The organism is Nonomuraea sp. NPDC050383 (genome assembly GCF_044459125.1).
Taxonomy (GTDB): Bacteria; Actinomycetota; Actinomycetes; order Streptosporangiales; family Streptosporangiaceae; genus Nonomuraea.
The window spans coordinates 185,857-201,900 of record NZ_JBITIP010000012.1 but is presented as its reverse complement, the minus strand read 5'-3'; the positions used below and the strand labels follow the sequence as shown (position 1 = coordinate 201,900).

20 protein-coding genes and 1 pseudogene are annotated in these 16,044 nt (G+C 71.1%); 6 read left to right on the top strand and 15 right to left on the bottom strand.

Annotation, left to right across the window (positions count from 1 at the left end; genetic code table 11):
- Positions 1 to 3: 3 nt before the first annotated feature.
- From ACIBG4_RS28280 to ACIBG4_RS28255, 6 genes and pseudogenes are all read right to left on the bottom strand, one after another.
- Positions 4 to 459: an SRPBCC domain-containing protein gene (locus ACIBG4_RS28280; protein WP_397204379.1), complete on the bottom strand. Its 456-nt coding sequence runs from the start codon at positions 457 to 459 to the stop codon at positions 4 to 6.
- A 91-nt stretch (positions 460 to 550) separates the two neighbouring features.
- Positions 551 to 1,009 carry a hypothetical protein gene (locus ACIBG4_RS28275; protein WP_397204378.1) on the bottom strand — a complete coding sequence of 153 codons (459 nt, stop codon included), beginning with the start codon at positions 1,007 to 1,009 and terminating at the stop codon, positions 551 to 553.
- Positions 1,010 to 1,590: 581 nt separating this feature from the next.
- The gene (locus ACIBG4_RS28270) at positions 1,591 to 1,857 is read right to left on the bottom strand and encodes a helix-turn-helix domain-containing protein (protein ID WP_397204377.1); all 267 of its coding nucleotides are present in this window, start codon (positions 1,855 to 1,857) and stop codon (positions 1,591 to 1,593) included.
- Positions 1,850 to 2,242 (bottom strand): type II toxin-antitoxin system RelE/ParE family toxin, encoded by a 393-nt coding sequence (locus ACIBG4_RS28265; RefSeq protein ID WP_397204445.1) that lies wholly within the window; start codon positions 2,240 to 2,242, stop codon positions 1,850 to 1,852. Before ACIBG4_RS28265 ends, ACIBG4_RS28270 begins: the two co-directional genes overlap by 8 nt.
- Positions 2,243 to 2,424: 182 nt before the next feature.
- Positions 2,425 to 2,627, bottom strand: a pseudogene (locus ACIBG4_RS28260) (hypothetical protein); the annotation flags it as partial.
- Between the two features lie 55 nt (positions 2,628 to 2,682).
- Positions 2,683 to 3,291, bottom strand: a complete 609-nt coding sequence (locus ACIBG4_RS28255; protein ID WP_397204376.1) for a hypothetical protein — start codon at positions 3,289 to 3,291, stop codon at positions 2,683 to 2,685.
- Positions 3,292 to 3,738: 447 nt separating this feature from the next.
- Here ACIBG4_RS28255 and ACIBG4_RS28250 point away from each other — a divergent pair, with 447 nt between their 5' ends.
- Positions 3,739 to 4,236 (top strand): GNAT family N-acetyltransferase, encoded by a 498-nt coding sequence (locus tag ACIBG4_RS28250; RefSeq protein ID WP_397204375.1) that lies wholly within the window; start codon positions 3,739 to 3,741, stop codon positions 4,234 to 4,236.
- Between the two features lie 157 nt (positions 4,237 to 4,393).
- Here ACIBG4_RS28250 and ACIBG4_RS28245 read toward each other — a convergent pair whose 3' ends face one another.
- Positions 4,394 to 4,729 carry a hypothetical protein gene (locus ACIBG4_RS28245; RefSeq protein WP_397204374.1) on the bottom strand — a complete coding sequence of 112 codons (336 nt, stop codon included), beginning with the start codon at positions 4,727 to 4,729 and terminating at the stop codon, positions 4,394 to 4,396.
- 244 nt (positions 4,730 to 4,973) lie between these two features.
- Positions 4,974 to 6,779: a DNA helicase RecQ gene (recQ, locus tag ACIBG4_RS28240; RefSeq protein ID WP_397204373.1), complete on the bottom strand. Its 1,806-nt coding sequence runs from the start codon at positions 6,777 to 6,779 to the stop codon at positions 4,974 to 4,976.
- Between the two features lie 104 nt (positions 6,780 to 6,883).
- Between recQ and ACIBG4_RS28235 the strand changes: the two genes are divergently transcribed.
- The 3 genes from ACIBG4_RS28235 (at position 6,884) to ACIBG4_RS28225 (ending at position 8,298) form a co-directional block, all read left to right on the top strand.
- On the top strand, positions 6,884 to 7,660 hold the full coding sequence (locus ACIBG4_RS28235) for an SDR family NAD(P)-dependent oxidoreductase (protein ID WP_397204372.1): 777 nt from the start codon (positions 6,884 to 6,886) through the stop codon (positions 7,658 to 7,660).
- Between the two features lie 52 nt (positions 7,661 to 7,712).
- A complete protein-coding gene (locus ACIBG4_RS28230) occupies positions 7,713 to 7,958 on the top strand; it encodes a type B 50S ribosomal protein L31 (protein WP_310709377.1) in 246 nt (81 codons plus the stop codon).
- A 100-nt stretch (positions 7,959 to 8,058) separates the two neighbouring features.
- Entirely contained in the window at positions 8,059 to 8,298 is a 240-nt protein-coding gene (locus tag ACIBG4_RS28225; protein WP_397204371.1) for a DUF3040 domain-containing protein, read from the top strand.
- Between the two features lie 84 nt (positions 8,299 to 8,382).
- Here the strand turns inward: ACIBG4_RS28225 and ACIBG4_RS28220 are convergent, their stop codons facing one another.
- From ACIBG4_RS28220 to ACIBG4_RS28210, 3 genes are all read right to left on the bottom strand, one after another.
- Positions 8,383 to 8,628 (bottom strand): DUF6343 family protein, encoded by a 246-nt coding sequence (locus ACIBG4_RS28220; RefSeq protein WP_397204370.1) that lies wholly within the window; start codon positions 8,626 to 8,628, stop codon positions 8,383 to 8,385.
- Between the two features lie 33 nt (positions 8,629 to 8,661).
- On the bottom strand, positions 8,662 to 9,366 hold the full coding sequence (locus ACIBG4_RS28215) for a maleylpyruvate isomerase family mycothiol-dependent enzyme (RefSeq protein ID WP_397204369.1): 705 nt from the start codon (positions 9,364 to 9,366) through the stop codon (positions 8,662 to 8,664).
- A 136-nt stretch (positions 9,367 to 9,502) separates the two neighbouring features.
- On the bottom strand, positions 9,503 to 10,225 hold the full coding sequence (locus ACIBG4_RS28210) for a hypothetical protein (protein WP_397204367.1): 723 nt from the start codon (positions 10,223 to 10,225) through the stop codon (positions 9,503 to 9,505).
- A gap of 184 nt (positions 10,226 to 10,409) precedes the next feature.
- On the opposite strand from ACIBG4_RS28210, the gene ACIBG4_RS28205 reads away from it, so the two are divergent.
- Positions 10,410 to 11,282: a sugar kinase gene (locus ACIBG4_RS28205; RefSeq protein WP_397204366.1), complete on the top strand. Its 873-nt coding sequence runs from the start codon at positions 10,410 to 10,412 to the stop codon at positions 11,280 to 11,282.
- 4 nt (positions 11,283 to 11,286) lie between these two features.
- Here ACIBG4_RS28205 and ACIBG4_RS28200 read toward each other — a convergent pair whose 3' ends face one another.
- From ACIBG4_RS28200 to ACIBG4_RS28190, 3 genes are all read right to left on the bottom strand, one after another.
- Complete coding sequence (locus ACIBG4_RS28200; RefSeq protein WP_397204365.1) at positions 11,287 to 12,156, bottom strand: oxidoreductase; 870 nt, start codon at positions 12,154 to 12,156, stop codon at positions 11,287 to 11,289.
- A 77-nt stretch (positions 12,157 to 12,233) separates the two neighbouring features.
- Positions 12,234 to 13,592, bottom strand: coding sequence for a N,N-dimethylformamidase beta subunit family domain-containing protein (locus tag ACIBG4_RS28195; RefSeq protein ID WP_397204364.1), 1,359 nt, complete (start codon positions 13,590 to 13,592; stop codon positions 12,234 to 12,236).
- A 107-nt stretch (positions 13,593 to 13,699) separates the two neighbouring features.
- A complete protein-coding gene (locus ACIBG4_RS28190; protein ID WP_397204363.1) occupies positions 13,700 to 14,548 on the bottom strand; it encodes a hypothetical protein in 849 nt (282 codons plus the stop codon).
- Positions 14,549 to 14,682: 134 nt separating this feature from the next.
- Here ACIBG4_RS28190 and ACIBG4_RS28185 point away from each other — a divergent pair, with 134 nt between their 5' ends.
- Entirely contained in the window at positions 14,683 to 15,042 is a 360-nt protein-coding gene (locus ACIBG4_RS28185) for a DUF1622 domain-containing protein (RefSeq protein ID WP_310709368.1), read from the top strand.
- A gap of 2 nt (positions 15,043 to 15,044) precedes the next feature.
- Here ACIBG4_RS28185 and ACIBG4_RS28180 read toward each other — a convergent pair whose 3' ends face one another.
- Positions 15,045 to 16,040, bottom strand: a complete 996-nt coding sequence (locus tag ACIBG4_RS28180; RefSeq protein WP_310709367.1) for a LacI family DNA-binding transcriptional regulator — start codon at positions 16,038 to 16,040, stop codon at positions 15,045 to 15,047.
- Between the last annotated feature and the right edge of the window lie 4 nt (positions 16,041 to 16,044).

Here is a 16,044-nt window from a genome sequence, read left to right as displayed (position 1 = left end):
CCTTCACGCCTGGGTGGCCACGTACTCGGCCAGACGGTCGAAGAACTGGATCCAGCCGGCCTTGGCCTGCTGGGCGTGCTCCTCGTCGGTGTTGACGCCGAACTGGTGGAAGCGCATCTCGGTCCCGCCGTCCTTCCCGGTCAGCTCCAGCGTGGCCACGGAGGCGGGGCCGTCGCCGGGGTTGTCCGGGTCACCGGTGGTGAACACCAGCCTGCCGGGGCCGTCCACCTCACGGTAGGTGCCGCCGAGCGGGGCCTCGAAGCCGCCCTCGCCGACCAGGACCACCTGCCACACGCCGCCGGGCCGCAGGTCGACGACGATCCGCTCAACGGGGGCGGTGAAGGAACGCGGCCCGAACCACCGGGACAGGCGCTCCGGCTCGGTCCAGGCGGCGAACACCGTCTCGCGGGGGGCGTCGAGGACTCGGGTGATCTCGTACTGCGCGGTCTGCGTGGTCATCGGGGTGCCTTTCTCCGGTGGTCGTCGGCTTGACGAGTTCCACGATGCCGGAGCGGCCTTACGGTCTCCTTCAGGTGCTCTTAAGACCCGTTCAGCCGGCTTCCACCATGGGGTCGGCGGCCAGATAGCCGGTGACGTCCGGGGCCTGCGGCCGGGCCAGCACGTGCTCCACCCAGGCCCGCCGTTCATGCTCGATGGCCACCAGGTGCCAGACGCAGCCGATGGGGGCGTCGAGCGGCAGCCTGCGCAGGTCGGTCGTGCCCGGCTCGGCCCGCCACAGGCGCTGGAACAGGATGTCGGACTGCCACCAGCACACGTTCGCCCACAGCGCGTCGGTGCCCCGGTCCACGATCACGAACGCCACCCCGCCCCCCTCGGGCAGCTCCTCCTCGACGGCCCGCAGCGCGGCCTCCACCTCGAAGTCGTCCGGCAGCTCCCCTCCGGCGGTGATCCCGATGACCTTCACACTCCATCCGCCCACCATCGTCACGCCCAGGGACCGGGTCCGGCGCGGGCGGTAGGGGGCTCTCGGTGGCTCCAGTGCGGTCATGGATCAGAAGGTAGTCCCGGACGTGCCGGGACCAGAAGCCCGTTCGGCACTCTCATCCGAACCGTTGCGCGGACGCGGCCATCGGCCGGTGAGGGGATCAGGAATGGTAAGCCACCGTCCGTGATCTTTGTATGACTTAATTGGATCGTTTGACCATTAACGGCGAAAGTTGCGCTTTTTCCGTTTGGCAACATGCTTCGAGCCGCGCGAGTCAGGGACCGTGTCACTGGCCCAGACGGGGTGGAGCTTCGTCCGGCGCTGGACAGCCGGGTCCGGGTCATGGATCCGCCGTCGGCCGCCCAGGTTTTCGCCTTCCACCAGCAGTTCTCGTCCTGGGTGGTCATCTCCTGCTCGGGCAGGCTCCACCATGCCGGGCCGGACACCCGGGGTCCAGCCGTCGTCACCCCGCCTGCCTACGCCTCTACTTCCCAACGCATCCGATATGGCAGCGCCAGCGAAATGACGGCCACATGCTTGAGACGCCCCGAGCTGATCGGAAGCCCGCAAGGCTGGGAGCCGTGCCCGCGCAGAGAAAGTATCCCCAAGAGTCGCGTGATCGGGCCGTGGAGATGGCGTTCGAGTTATGCGGCGTGGGTGTCGGTGCCACGCAGGATGTACAGGTCATCGCCGAACACCGCCGAGATCTGGAGTTGCCCGCCGAGGGCCTGCACGTACCGGGCGATGGCCTCCACGGTGGACACCTCACCACGTTCGATCTGGGAGATCCGGCTCTTGGTCACTCCCATCAGGTCAGCGACCTCGGTCTGTGACATGCCCAAGCTCTTGCGCCGTTCGGCTAGCCGATAGCCATCGATGTAGGCCTGATTGCGTCGCCGGGCCTCAGCCACGGCCTCCTCGCCGCCGGAGGTGGCCACGATGTCGGCGCGGACGTCGCTCCACTTGGGAAAATCGGTCCTTCTCTTCCGCCTCGCGTTCGGTCAAGTACTCCGCATACAGCTCTTCGGCGCGGGGGATGGTCCGCCGATACCAGCCCGACCAGTCACCGGACTCATCCCCGCCGACCAGCAAGATGGCCGACCGCCACGGATCGAACACAAACAAGATCCGGATCTCGGAGCTACCCGCCGGGCCGGGACGTAGTTCCTTCAGGTTGTGGACCTGGGAGCCTTGTAACTTGTCGACCAGCGGGCGGCCCAGGCTCGGGCCGGCTTCGGCCAGTCGGTCGATGGCATCGACGACCTGCACCCGGGATCGTTCGTCCAGGGCGTTGATCCAGGCCAGGATCTCTTTGGTGGCGCGGATCTCCCACTCCTCCGCACCCAGAAGTGTGGCAAATCCTTTACCTGGAGGGAGGGCTTCACGACGCCGAATCGCTGACGACAGTTGGTCCGGCTCGCCCTGCGGTGCCCGGCCCGCCCCGGCGGTGGGGCGGATGCCGAGCGGTCCGAACTCGTCGAAACCAAGCGGGCGATGACCGGCACGGCATTGCCACCGCCGAGGTCGGCACGATCATCGCCCGCCGACAGCGGACCGTGCTGGTCGTGCCGCGTCGCACGATCCGCTGCAGCTTCTGGCCTTCTTGGTCCGTGAGCCTGCGGACCTTGACCGGTTGCGTCCCTCGGCCTCCCACGTGCCGATCGAACGTGATCAGCACCATCCAACCGGCAGGGACGCCCTACGCGCCAACCCGGTGATCATTTCCGGTCAAAGCGCTAGCGCACGGGTAACCACACCTGGCCGGAGCCGCGTGTCCGCGACAGCTCCACCTTCCAGCACCCCGGCTTCGGGAACACGAAGCCCGTTCCCCACTCCTCGCCCGGTCGTTTCCAGTTGGACCCGCCATGCTGCTCAGGTCCGAACGTCCGGCGGGCCCGCGTGCCGTCCGGCAGCGTGGCGGTGACCGTCAACGGCCCTTCACCGGTCATCCGCCACACGATCTTCACCTCGCGACCCTTCCGGAACGGCACCGGGGCGAACAGCAATCCCCACACCTCCGCGCCCCGGCCCTCACCCCGCACCTCCGGAAACCCGCCGCCGGACGTCAGCACCGGCATCCCATGGCACCCCTTCCCCGCCCCCGTGACGGCCGGGCTGGTCCCGTCACTCGTCCCAGGAGTCGCCGCCTCGTCACTCGCCGTTGGGGTCGCCGTGGCGCCGTCATCGCCGCTGGGCTTCGCCTCCTCGCTCGAACCGGGAGTCGTCGCCGGGGCGGTCGCCGGCGTATCCGGGTCTCGCCCTGAACCGCCCGCCTTCTCGGCTCCGCCGGCCGTGCAGCCGGCGGCCAGCAGCAGGAGCGCCGCTCCCATCGCCGTCCATCTCATGAGGCCTCCTCACTCGCTCACGTCCCATACACCGGGAGGCGGCAGAAGGTTCCCGTCATGATTTATGATCGTAAAAGGAAATAAAGGATCACACCGAGAGCAATGAGCCAGATAATTGCTCCGATCGCCCCGATGACCAGGCATCCGGCCACCACGGTGCGTTTTCTTCCTCGGTCGCCCCATTCCTGGCGACCGTGATCCGGGTCCATGGCAAGAGGCTACGCCTGCAGCTTTTACCATCGTGGTGCCAATTCCCGTGATTGTCGGCGGTAATTCCGTCGCGGTGCCGAATGGTTCCACGGATGAATGCTCTTGAGGGGTCCCCGTGGGGCCGGGGGAGGGGGTCGATCGGGAAGCGGTGAGGATCACCACCGTCTGGGATGTGACCGCTGGAGGTGCCGTGGTGCAGGGATCAGGAGGCGGCTGCCCGCTCGGTTGGCTGCCGCCATGACATGGTTGCCCGCTGATTTCGTCCATCCCACCCATGTCGAGCTCCCCGGTGGCGGCTGTCACCTACGCCCGATCACCGGCGCGGACACCGACCTCGACCACCCCGCCGTGATGGGTTCGCAGGCACGGCTCTGGTCGATCTACGGTGAGGCGTACGGCTGGCCCAGGGCCGACATGACCTACGAGGATGACCTGAAGGACCTCGAACGGCATGCGAGAGAGATCGAGGCGCACGAGTCCTTCAACTACGCGCTGTTCGACGACGCGGAGACCGCACTCCTCGGCTGCGTCTACATCGACCCGCCGGAGCGCCAGGACGCCGACGCCGAGGTGTCCTGGTGGGTGGTGGACGATCGCGTCGGCACCGACCTGGAACGCGCGATGGACGCGCTGGTCCCGCAGTGGATCGCGGAGTCCTGGCCGTTCGAGCGCCCGCGCCTCATCGGACGCGACCTGTCGTGGAAGGAATGGCTGGCTCTCCCCAAGCTCGCCTGAACCCGCCTGGCGCGTACCCGTAGGGACTGTGAATCACGGGTCCCTTGGGCTGGGGTGGACCGGACTCGGACTCTGGACAAGCCCGGTCCTCCAGCTCAAAGGCCCTTTTCTCGGGTAGGTGGCTGTGCTGGCCACGGCTCCCGGTGAGAGCGCGAGGCTAGTCCTGCAGCTCGTCGGCGTTGTCGTTCTCGTACAGTGCGGCGCCGTCCGCGTCGTCGAATGCGGCGGCGTTGTCGGTCTCGGTCTGGATGTTCTCCCACCAGTACGGGCGCCAGCCGATCGCGGGGTCCTTGCACCTTTCCGAGGAGTAGGACCCGGACACCACTTCGTCGTTGACGGAGTACACCCAGGTGGACGTGGTGCGTGAGGACGCGCTGCACTCGATCCCGATGCCGTCGTCCCCGTGCGTGGCGGCGGCGGCCGGACCCGCCACCGCTCCGGCCAGTGCGAAGGCGGCGATCAACGGCCCGCCGGCGGCGATGAGGCTTCTCATGGTTCCCCCTGTTACCACGAAGTGACGATGCGTGATCACTGTATGTAGCGGCCGAAAGGGTTGCCGAGAGCGCCACGCCGATTGTCCGGCTAATGTGGCAGTGAAGCTGACCGCCCGATTTTGGGTGGCAGCGCGGTGGCGACGACCGTTCTTCGTGGGGCCGTCGCCACCGCCTCGCGCGACTGGCTGTGCTTCGGACCGTCACCGTCCGTGCCCAGGTCCCTCCAGAAGCGCCGGCCTCCGGTCAGGAGGCCAAGGCTTCCAGGACCTGTTCGCCGTACTTGGCGAGTTTGTTCTCGCCGACCCCGCTGACCGTCCCGAGCTCCGCCAGCGAGGACGGCCCCCGGGTGGCGATCTCGCGCAGGGTGGCGTCGTGGAAGATGACGTAGGCCGGGACGCCCTGCTCCTTGGCCGTGGCGGCGCGCCAGGCGCGGAGGCGTTCGAAGACCGGGGCCACCTCCGCCGGCAGCTCCACCACCGGACGCGAGGAGCCGCCGCCGGAGGTCCTGGAGCGGGCGGGGCGCTGGGCGTCGCGGCGCAGGTCGACCTGCCGCCGGCCGCGCAGCACGTCGGCGCTGGCGTCGGTGAGCACCAGCGTGCCATGGGCCGGCTCCACGGCCAGCAGCCCCTGCGCCAGGAGCTGGCGCACCACTCCGTGCCACTCGGTGTTGCCCAGCTCGGCCCCCACGCCGAACACCGTCAGCGAGTCGTGGCCGTGCTGCAGCACCTTGGCCGTCTTCTTGCCGAGCAGGATGTCGACGATCTGCCCCACCCCGAACCTCTGCCGTCGCTCCCGGTCCAGCCGCAGGACCGTGGACAGCACCTTCTGGGCGGGGACCGTGGCGTCCCAGGACTCCGGCGGGGCCTGGCAGGTGTCGCAGTTGCCGCAGGGCTCGTCGAGGCGCTGGCCGAAGTAGTCGAGGAGCATGGCGCGGCGGCAGCCGGCGGTCTCGCACAGGGCGAGCATGGCGTCGAGGTGGAGGACCTGGCGCCGCCGGTGCGCCTCGTCGCCCTCCAGCGCCAGCCGCCGGTGCTGGACGACGTCCTGCAGGCCGTAGGCCATCCAGGCGGTGGCGGGCAGGCCGTCGCGCCCGGCGCGGCCGGTCTCCTGGTAGTAGCCCTCGACGGACTTGGGCAGGTCGAGGTGGGCGACGAACCGCACGTCGGGCTTGTCGATGCCCATGCCGAACGCGATCGTGGCCACCACGATGAGCCCGTCCTCCCGCAGGAAGCGGGCCTGGTGGGCGGCGCGGGTGGGGGCGTCGAGGCCCGCGTGGTACGGCACGGCGGGGATGCCGTTGTCGGCCAGGAACTCGGCGGTCTTCTCCACCGAGGAGCGCGACAGGCAGTAGACGATGCCCGCGTCGCCCGGGTGCTCGGCGCGCAGGAACTCCAGCAGTTGCCGCTTCGGCTCGCTCTTGGCCGTGATGCGGTACTGGATGTTGGGGCGGTCGAACCCGGCCACGAAGTGCCTGGCCTGGTCGAGGCCCAGCCGGGAGGAGATCTCGGCGTGCGTGGCCGGGGTGGCGGTCGCGGTCAGCGCGATGCGCGGCACGTCGGGCCAGCGCTCGTGCAGCCCGGACAGCGCGAGATAGTCGGGCCGGAAGTCGTGGCCCCACTGGGACACGCAGTGCGCCTCGTCGATGGCGAACAGCGAGATGTCGCCCTTGCCCAGCAGTCGCAGGGTGGAGTCGGTCCGCAGCCGCTCGGGCGCGAGGTAGAGCAGGTCGAGCTCGCCGGCCAGGAACGCGGCCTCGACCGCCTGCCGCTCGTCGAAGCCCTGCGTCGAGTTGAGGAACCCCGCGCGCACGCCGAGCGCTCTCAGCGCGTCGACCTGGTCCTGCATGAGCGCGATCAGCGGCGAGATCACCACGCCGACCCCGGGCCGCACGAGCGCCGGGATCTGGTAGCACAGCGACTTGCCGCCGCCGGTCGGCATGAGGACGAGCGCGTCGCCGCCCTTCACGACGTGCTCGATGATCTCCTGCTGGCCTTCGCGGAAGGAGTCGTAGCCGAACACCCGGTTGAGGACGTCGATGGGGGTATCCATGCGGCTACCTTACGTGTTCGCCGAGCCTCCGGCGCCGTGTTCGCCCACGGCGATCCTAGGCGAATCCTGTTGTGACCCGGCGGGAGCGGGAAAGTGTGCAGATCATGAGTGTTTCGTATGTGGTGACCGGTGGAGGGCGTGGCATCGGCAGGGCGGTCGTGGAGCGGCTGCTCCGCTCCGGCGGACCGGGCGTGAAGGTGAGTGTGGTGGCCGTCGAGCGCGACGCCGAGGCCCTCGCCTGGGCGGGTGGCGGAGTGGTCCCCGTCGTCGGCGACGCCTCCGACGAGGCCGTCGTCGAGCGGGCGGCCGACCTGGCCCAGGAGGCCGGCGCGCTCGCCGGCTGGGTGAACAACGCCGCCGTCTTCCGCGACGCCTCCGTCCACACCTCGTCCACCGCCGAGATCCGCGCGCTGATCGCGGCCAACCTCGATCTGGCCGTCACCGGCTGCGCCGTCGCCGTGCGCCGCTTCCTGGTCGCCGGTACGGCCGGCGCGATCGTCAACGTCACCTCCCACCAGGCCCGGCGGGCGGTCCCCGGGAGCCTGCCGTACTCCACGGCCAAGGCCGCCATCGAGGGGCTGACCAGGGCGCTCGCCGTCGAGTACGGCAAGCGTGGCATCCGGGTCAACGCCGTGGCGCCCGGTTCGGTGGCGACGGAGAGGTACGAGGAGTTCCTCGCCTCGCTCGGGCCCGAGGGGGCGGCCGGCATCGAACAGGAGATGGCGCGGTTGCACCCGCTCGGCAGGGTGGCCTCGCCGGCCGAGATAGCCGCCGCCGTGGCGTACCTGCTGGGGGAGGACTCGGGGTTCGTCAGCGGCGTGACGCTGCCCGTGGACGGCGGCCGGTCGGTGCTCGGGCTCGACCCCGAAGGGCAGGGCTGAGACCCGTCCACACTGTGGGAATGAAAACCGTTGTCATCGGGTTGGAGGGGGCATGAAGAAGAACCTGCACCCGTCGTACCGCCCCGTCGTCTTCCGCGACCCGAGCGCGGGGGTCGCCTTCCTCACCCGGTCCACCGTGACCAGCGCGAAGACCGTCGAGTGGGAGGACGGCCGCACGTACCCGGTCGTCGACGTGGACGTCTCCTCCGCGAGCCACCCCTTCTACACCGGGCGCGGGCGGATCGTCGACAGCGCCGGACGCGTCGAGCGTTTCCAGCAGCGGTACGGCAAGCGCTGAATCGAACACACTGACGAATCGCCTTCGGACAGACCGGGTCGCATGCCCCCATTACCAGTGGGTACAAAGCCTTCACCGGCGTGGGAGCAGGGTGATCGCGATGAGTCTCTCAGGAAAGGAACGCCGCATCCTCGCGGAAATCGAGTACGCCCTGGCCTTGGAGGACCCGGACCTGGCCAGGCGCGTCGCGGCGATCAACAGCATCGAATCAGGCGGCGAAGGGTACATGCGGCCGTACGGGGATCGGGCGCGGGTCTGGGTGACACGGCACGTATGGCTCATCGTGGGGGCCGTGGTGCTCGTGGTGGCGCTGCTCACCCTGGCCGTACTCCTCGCCTGACCGCCCGTCCGGCACTCCTGGGCCTCGTGGGCCCAGGAGGCGGCAGCGCCCCGCCAAGACCCACGGGGCGGCCACAGGAAGGGCTCAGCGGTCCGGCGATCGGCGGTGCCGCTTCAGGACCACGAGATCGATCGCCGCGATGACCGCCACCGCGGCGGCGATCGCCGCCTCCCAGACCCACACCTCGTCGCCCGTCCGCATCGCGCGGACGGCGAAGAACACGGCCGCCGCGATGCCGATCACCAGCGCCACCCTGGACAGTCCCCGCCGGGCGCCCAGCGGGCTGCGCGCGTTCGCCGGCTCGTACCCCGCGCGGTCACGCAACCACATCGTTCCTCCCCTTCCCCCCGGGAGATCGCCTGGTCAGGCCAGGCAGCGCAGCTTCGCGGCGAGCCGCGGGTCGAGCCCGTGCCCGGCCGGCAGCCGTCCCACGGTCGCGTGCACGAACTCGGGGTACGACAGCGTCGCGCTCACCCCGTCGGCGTGCGCCCAGATCTGGTCCGCCGTCTGCTCCACCTGGACGTCCGCGCTCTGCTCCGCCAGCGCGAACCGGCCCACCGCCACCCGCCACAGCGTCCGGCCGTCGGCCTCCTCCTCGGAGACGGGCGCCCCGACGTCGTCGGCGTGCGTGGCGTACTCCGAGTCGTAGTGGAAGGTCTGCAGCCCCACCGGGTACGGCCCGGCCATGGTGTCGATCAGGTGCTCGGCTCCCAGCTCGCGCATGCGCCGCCGGGTGTCGCCGTTCTGCTCGCGCCACTCCGCCAGGACGTCCCGTACGGGCGTCGCCCGGCGCTGCCGTACGGACCACTCGTTGAAGTCGTGGAAACCGTTCACCCCCTCGCGGGCGAGGCGGGTCAGCAGGTTCTGGACGTTGCCGTCGAGGCAGGCGTGGTTGTACAGCTCCTCGCCCGCCAGATGCCCCAGGACGTCCCTGACCGACCACCCCTCGCACTGCGACGGCCGCTCCCACGCCTCGTCGTCCAACCCCGAGAAGAACCGGTCGAGCCTGGCCGCCTCGGCGTCGAAGATGGCGAACGGATCGAACTCTTTCAGCAGGTCCTCAGCCATATTCCGACGCTACCCGCAGGACGCCGCCTCTCACGGCCACCCCCTGTGGGGGCCCGGGAAACACGGGAGCCCGGCCCCTGACGAAGGGGCCGGGCTCTCGCTCAGACGTGCTCAGCGGTCGTGAGGACCGGTCGTGCTAGCGGCGCCAGGTGTACACGCGGACGTAGTCCGTGCGGCTGGTGCTGCCGTCGAGCTCGTCGTTACCGTCGTACACGGCCTTGAACGTGCCGCTCTTCCAGGCGCGCGTCTTGGCGGTGAACTTGCCGCCCCACTTGGTGGTGCCGGAGGCGACCCACTTCCAGCCGCTGGAGCCGTTGGCGCGGTAGTAGACGTTCACCTTCTCGCCGCGGACGCCCTCCCAGCCGTCGTCATCCACCTGGAGACGGCCGGAGAACCAGATCGACTTGCCCTTGCGAACCTTGTACGGGTCGGCGCTGAAGCGGGAGACCCGCGTCTCGGCCTTGCCCTCTTCGATCTCGACGCTGAAGACGGCCTCGTCAGTCGCGACGACCTTGCCGTCCTTGAACGCCTGGGCGGTGGCGCGCCACTTGCCCTCGGCGTCGTCGGAGTTGAACGGGACGCTGAAGCGCCACGACTCGATCTGCTTGGCCTCCTGGGCGCGCAGCGTGCGCACGCCGAGGGGCGAGACGCTCAGCTTGACGTTGTCCACGTCGCTGCTGGCGTCGACCTTGAAGAACGCCTCCGTCTCGCCGCCGTCCTTGACGACGACCGGGTTGGGCGTGATGTCCCTGATGTCGATGGTGGCGGCCTTGGTCTTCGCCATGGCGGCGCTGCCACCCGACACGAGCATGGCCCCACCGACGAGGGTGGAGACGATACCTACAGCGATCTTTCTCATGAGGGTGCTGATTCCTCTCCCCGTATCGCTGGAGTCGGCCCGGGAAGCCGACTCCTTTACTACTTAGAGCCACTGTATGGGGAAAAGGTTGTCTAAAGTTCGTGCAAAAATTTGATCACAGGCGCTACCAGGGCAATCACCCGAAAATCCTTTTGGGATAGGCAGACCGGCTACAGTCTCGCCCATGACGGACGTCTACACCCTTGGCGAGGCGCTGGGAGTCGTCTCCAGCGGCCGGGTCCGCCACGAGACAGAGGCCCGGCTCGACGTCTGCGGGCCGGAGTTCACGCTGGCCGTCGCCCTGGCCAGGCTCGGCCACCGGGCGTGCTTCCTCGGCAAGGTCGGTGGGGACGAGCTGGGGGCGAGAGTCCTCACGGTGCTCAGGGGTGAGGGCGTCGACGTGGCCGACGTACGGGTCAGCGAGGGCGTCCGCACCGGGATGCTCCTCAGGGAGTCGCGCGTGGGCCGGGAGCCACTGGTGACGCACTACCGGGTGGGTTCCGCCGGCTCGGCCCTCACACCGGGGAACGTGCCGATCGACCGGATCGCCGCCTCCAAGATGCTGCACGTCACCGGCCTGACGGCGGGGCTCGGCCGGGACGCGCTCGAAGCGGTCCGCGCCGCCGTGAGCGCCGCGCGCACCGCCGAGGTGGTGATCTCGTTCGCCGTCCACTACGTCCCGGAGCTGTGGCCCTCGGTGCGGGAGGCGGAGGAGGTGCTGAGCGAGCTGGCCTGCGAGTCGCATCTGCTGTTCCTCGCCCAGGACGAGCTGGACCTGGTCAAGCCCGCGCTCACGCCCGAGCGCGAGGTCGTGGTGGACCGGGGCATGAAGGGCGCCAGCGTGCGGGCCCACCGGATGCGGTACGACGCGGCGGGGCTCCAGGTGCCGATCGTGGACCCGGCGGGCTCGGGCGACGCGTTCGTGGCCGGGTACATCAGCGCGGCGCTGGAGGGGCTGACGCCGCAGGAGCGGCTGCACCGCGGCACGGTGCTGAGCGCAGCAGCCGTGAGCAGCGCCAGCGACTGGCAGGGCCTCCCCACCCGCGCGGACCTCTAGGCGGTCACCCCGGCCGCCCCGCGAGCTCCGCGAGGTCGTCCGCGCCGAGCTTCAGCGCGCCGGCGGCCACGTTCTCCTCCAGGTGCTCCAGCGAGCCGGTCCCGGGGATCGGCAGGACGTTCGGGGACCGGGCCAGCAGCCAGGCCAGCGCCACCTGCGGCACGGTCGCGCGGTGGCGGGCCGCGACGGCGTCCAGGCGCTCCGCCGTGATCGGCTGGAAACCGCCGACCGGGAAGAAGGGGACGTAGGCGATGCCCGCATCAGCGCAGGCGTCGACGAGCGGGTCGTCGTCGCGCTGGGACAGGTTGTAGAGATTCTGCACGCAGGCGATGGGCGCGATCGCGCGGGCCTCGGCCAACTCGGCGGCGGTGACGTTGGAGACGCCGAGATGGCGGATCAGGCCCTCCTCACGCAGCGCGAGCAGCGTCTCCAGGGGCGCGGCGAGCGGGGTCCCGGCGCGGTCGAGGTCGCCCATCCGCAGGTTGACCACGTCCAGGCGGTCCACGCCGAGCGAGCGCAGGTTCGCCTCGACGCCGCGGCGCAGACCGTCGGGGGTGAGACCGTTCTTCCGCTCCGCCGGGAGCGCGATGTCGGAGCCCTCGACCAGCGCTCCCACCTTGGTCACGATCACCAGGTCGTCCGGGTAGGGGTGCAGCGCCTCCCGGATCAGCTCGTTGGCCGCCACCCCGTCGCGCGCGTAGTAGTGCGAGGTGTCGATGTGGTTCACCCCGAGCTCCACGGCGCGGCGCAGGACGGCCAGGGCGGTCTCCCGGCCGGGTCGCTCGCCCCTCGGCCAACCGGTCAGCTTCATCGCGCCGTACCCGATCCTCGCGACGCTCAGATCGCCGCCCAGCGCCCATCGTTCGGTGGTCACGATCACCCAGCCTAAGGCTTGCCGTGGCCCGGCCGGCCGGGCCACGGCGTCAAGGACGGCCCGGCCGGGCCGCGGCGTCAGTGGCCGTCCACGGGCCCCTGGGCGAACCGGGTCAGCAGGTTGCGGGTCGCGCGGCGGGTGAAGACCGCGGCGGCGTCGGTCACGCCGTGCCCGCACCGCCGGCCCCGCATCGCGCACACCCAGCGCATCGTCCCCGACGCGAACACCCTCGCCCCGCTGGGCGCGACGTAGTACGTGCTGGTGCTGACGGTGGACCGGCCGCCGCAGTTCACCGGCGACTCCGCCAGCACCTGGACGTCACGTGGTGACCCCGTCCCCACCCGGTCGGTCTCCACCCCGGTCATCCCCGGGAAGCGGGTGCCGTGGGTGCCCTCGTAGATCCAGTGGTCCGGCCGGGTCACCACGTAGGCGGCCTCGGCCGGGAAGCAGTCGTACATCTGCCCGACCAGCGCGCTCTCCGGCTTCGACGCCCGCCACAGCGTGCAGGTGCTCTCCTTGTCGCAGGCCACCGTCCGGTCGTGCAGCCCGATCCGCCAGTAGACGGCGTTCGCCCCCAGGAAGGCCAGGTTGGTGCCCTGGTCGCGGGCGCGGGTGACGGCGGCCCGCATGCCGGGCGACCAGTACTCGTCGTGCCCCATCGACACCACGGCCCGCGCCCCGTCCAGCACCCCGGGCCGCAGGTCCAGGCTGGTGAGGTAGGCCAGCGGCACGCCGCTCCGCTCGGCCACCTCGATGGCGTCCAGCTCGAAGGCGAGGAACAGCCTGGCCCCCGTGGTGTCGTAGGGGCGGTCGAAGGTCACCTCGCGGGACCGGTCGGCGAACCCGCCGGGCCCCAGGTAGAGGCTCCGGCCGCCCCAGAAGTTGTACGCCTGCCAGGTGGTGACGGCGTTCAGCAGCACGACCCGGCCGCGGGTGGAGGCCGAGCGCACGGTGATGGGGACGTAGCGCTGGCCGCCCGTGGAGGCGTCGAGGCGCATCAGGTAGGCGCCCTCCCGCCAGCCCGTGGTGTCGACGGTGAGGGAGGGCTTCCAGTGCGCGGCCGTCACCGTGCCCTCGACGGTCCGCGCCGGCGGCTGCCGCTGCCCGGGGACCCGCTCGGAGCGCCACACCTCCTCCGCCTGGGCGCCCATCCGGAACGCCCGCGCGGTGAAGCGCGGCGCGGTGGTGGAGACGTGCAGCCGGAACCGCTCGCCGGGCAGCACGCTGGTGTGGTCGGCGTACCCCTCGATCTCGTGCTCGCCGCCCCGATGGGTGATGCGCCACTTCGCCGGCCGGCCCGGCGGCGGGGCGCTCGGCCGGGCGGGCGACGCCGTCTGCGCCAGGGGCGGGGACGGGGCCGGGCGGCCGGGAGGGGAGGAGCTGCATCCGGTGAGCAGCAGGGCGAGGACGCCGAGGAGAGCGAGGGTTCTACGCACGGCTCCATGGTCATGGCGGCGGGTCCCGCGAGCACGGAGGCGCGGGCGGGCGGGGCAGGCTTGGCGGACCGCTGACGCCTACGTTGCCCGTAGCGGGTGGCGGCCGGTCACGCGCGGTCGCGGGCCGGGGCTCCGGCCGGGCGGGGGCGGCGGGCCAGGAGGCCGCCGAGACCGGCCCCCATGATCAGCACCGACCCGCCCAGGACGAGGGCCCGCCCGTCCGGCCCCGCCTCCCCGCCGCCGCCCGTGTCCGCGCCCGCCTTGGGGACGGCGGACGATCTTTTGCGCGTGCTCTCCGGTTCGGAGCTCTCGTCGGCCTCGGAGGAGGTCTCCGAGGAGGTCTCGGAGGAGGAAGCGTTCGGGGACGAGCTCTCCGAGGAGGAGACGTCGGACGAGGGGGAGGTGTCCGGGTCCGTGCCGGGGCCCGCGGCGACCGTCAGGGTGTACGCCGACAGCGCCCCGGGGGTGCGTACCTCGCACTCGATCAGGGGATCGTTCTCCATCGTCCCGATGTTGATGGCGCCGGGCCGGACGGCGCCGGTGCCCGCGTTCCGCGCCGTGGTCGTCATCGCGACGGAGGCCGGCAGGGGGATGGCCTGACCGGGGGTGATGGCGCCCAGTGGGGCGGTCCCGGTGGCGGAGGTGAGCTGCGGCAGGCCCGAGATCCCGGCGTGCGCGTAGAGGTTCGCCCCCGCGGACAACCCGCTGCTCGGCGCCTTCAGCTCGGCGCCCGCCTCGTACTCGGCGCGCCAGCCGATGGCGAACGGCTGCCCCACCACGGCCGAGGCCGGCATGGTCAGCGTCACCCGGACGCGCACCGTCTGGGCCGGTACGGACTCGCCGGAGCAGGAGTACTCGACCACCTCCGCGCTCGCTCCCGCCGCGGGCGGCGAGCCGAGCGGCAGGAGGGCCGCCGCCAGCGCCACCGCCGAGGCGGCGAGGCGGATGCGAGCCATGGACCCAAGCACCGGCATGACGCTCCCAACGGCCGCGGTTCGACTGGGACCCCAGCATTCCACTCGTTGATCACGGGCAGATTGAGATCCGCGAGGGGGACGGATGGGCATGAACAGGGCGAGGAGGCGGTCGCGTGAGGCACGTCATCGAGGTCATCGGCGAGCTCATGGACTTCGCCGGCGTGCTCGTCATCGCCGTGGGCACGCTGGTCGCGAGCGTGGCCTTCGGCCTCAGGTACGTCCGGACGCGTGAGGTGACCGGCCTCTACCCGGTGTTCCGGCAGGGGGTGGGCCGGGCGATCCTGCTCGGCCTGGAGCTGCTGGTGGCGGCCGACATCATCAGGACCGTGGCCGTCTCGCCCACGTTCCAGAGCGTGGGCGTGCTGGCCGTCATCGTGGCGGTGCGGACGTTCCTCAGCTTCTCGCTCCAGGTGGAGCTGGAGGGCCGGCTGCCCTGGCAGCGGGCCGTGCCGCCGAGCGAGCCGTCCCGCTGAGGTCAGGCGGACTCGCGCACCACCAGCTCCGTGGGCAGGATGACCGGGTCGGCCGGTTCGCCCTCGAACAGCCCGAGCAGCAGCCGCACCATCGCCGTCGCCTGCTCCACCACCGGGTGGCGGACCGTCGTCAGCGGCGGCTCGGTGTACTGGGCGGCCTCGATGTCGTCGAAGCCCACCACCGCCACGTCGTCCGGCACCCTGCGGCCCGCCTGCCGCAGCGACTGGAGCGCGCCCACCGCCATCAGGTCGTTGGCCACGAACACCGCGTCGAGGCCCGGGTCGTCGCGGAGGAGCTGGCGCATCGCGACCGCGCCCGACTCGCGCGTGAAGTCGCCCACCGCGACGATCGAGCGGCGGTCGGAGTCGCGCAGCACGGTGCGGTACCCGCTCAGCCGGTCCTGGCCGCCGATCATGTCCTGCGGGCCGGCGATCGTGGCGATCCGCCGCCGCCCGAGGCCCACCAGGTGGCGGACCGCCAGCTCGGCCCCGCCCACGTTGTCGTTGTCCACGTACGGGATGTCGACGGGGACCGCGGGCCGGCCGTACGAGACGACCGGGACGCGCAGCCGGGACAGCGCGGCCGGTAGCGGGTCGGCGCCGTGCATGGAGATGAGCATGACCCCGTCCACGTGGCCGCCCGTGATGTACCGCTCGACCCGCGCGTGGCTGCTGGCCGAGGAGGCCAGCATGAGCACGACCTGCTTGTTGACCGTCTCCAGCTCGACGCTGGCCGAGCGGATCACCGTCGAGAACAGCGGGTCCTCGGAGAACACCCGGGTCGGCGGCTCCGACACGACGAGCGCCACCGAGTCGGTGCGCTGGGTGACGAGGCTGCGCGCGGCCGGGTTGGGCACGTAGCCCAGCTCGTCGATCGCGTGCAGCACGGCGTCGCGGATGTGCGCCGCCACGGTCGTCTGCCCGTTGACGACCCGGGAGGCGGTGGCCCGGGAGACCCCGGCACGGGCGGCGACCGCCTCCAGGGTCGGACGCCTCATGGCT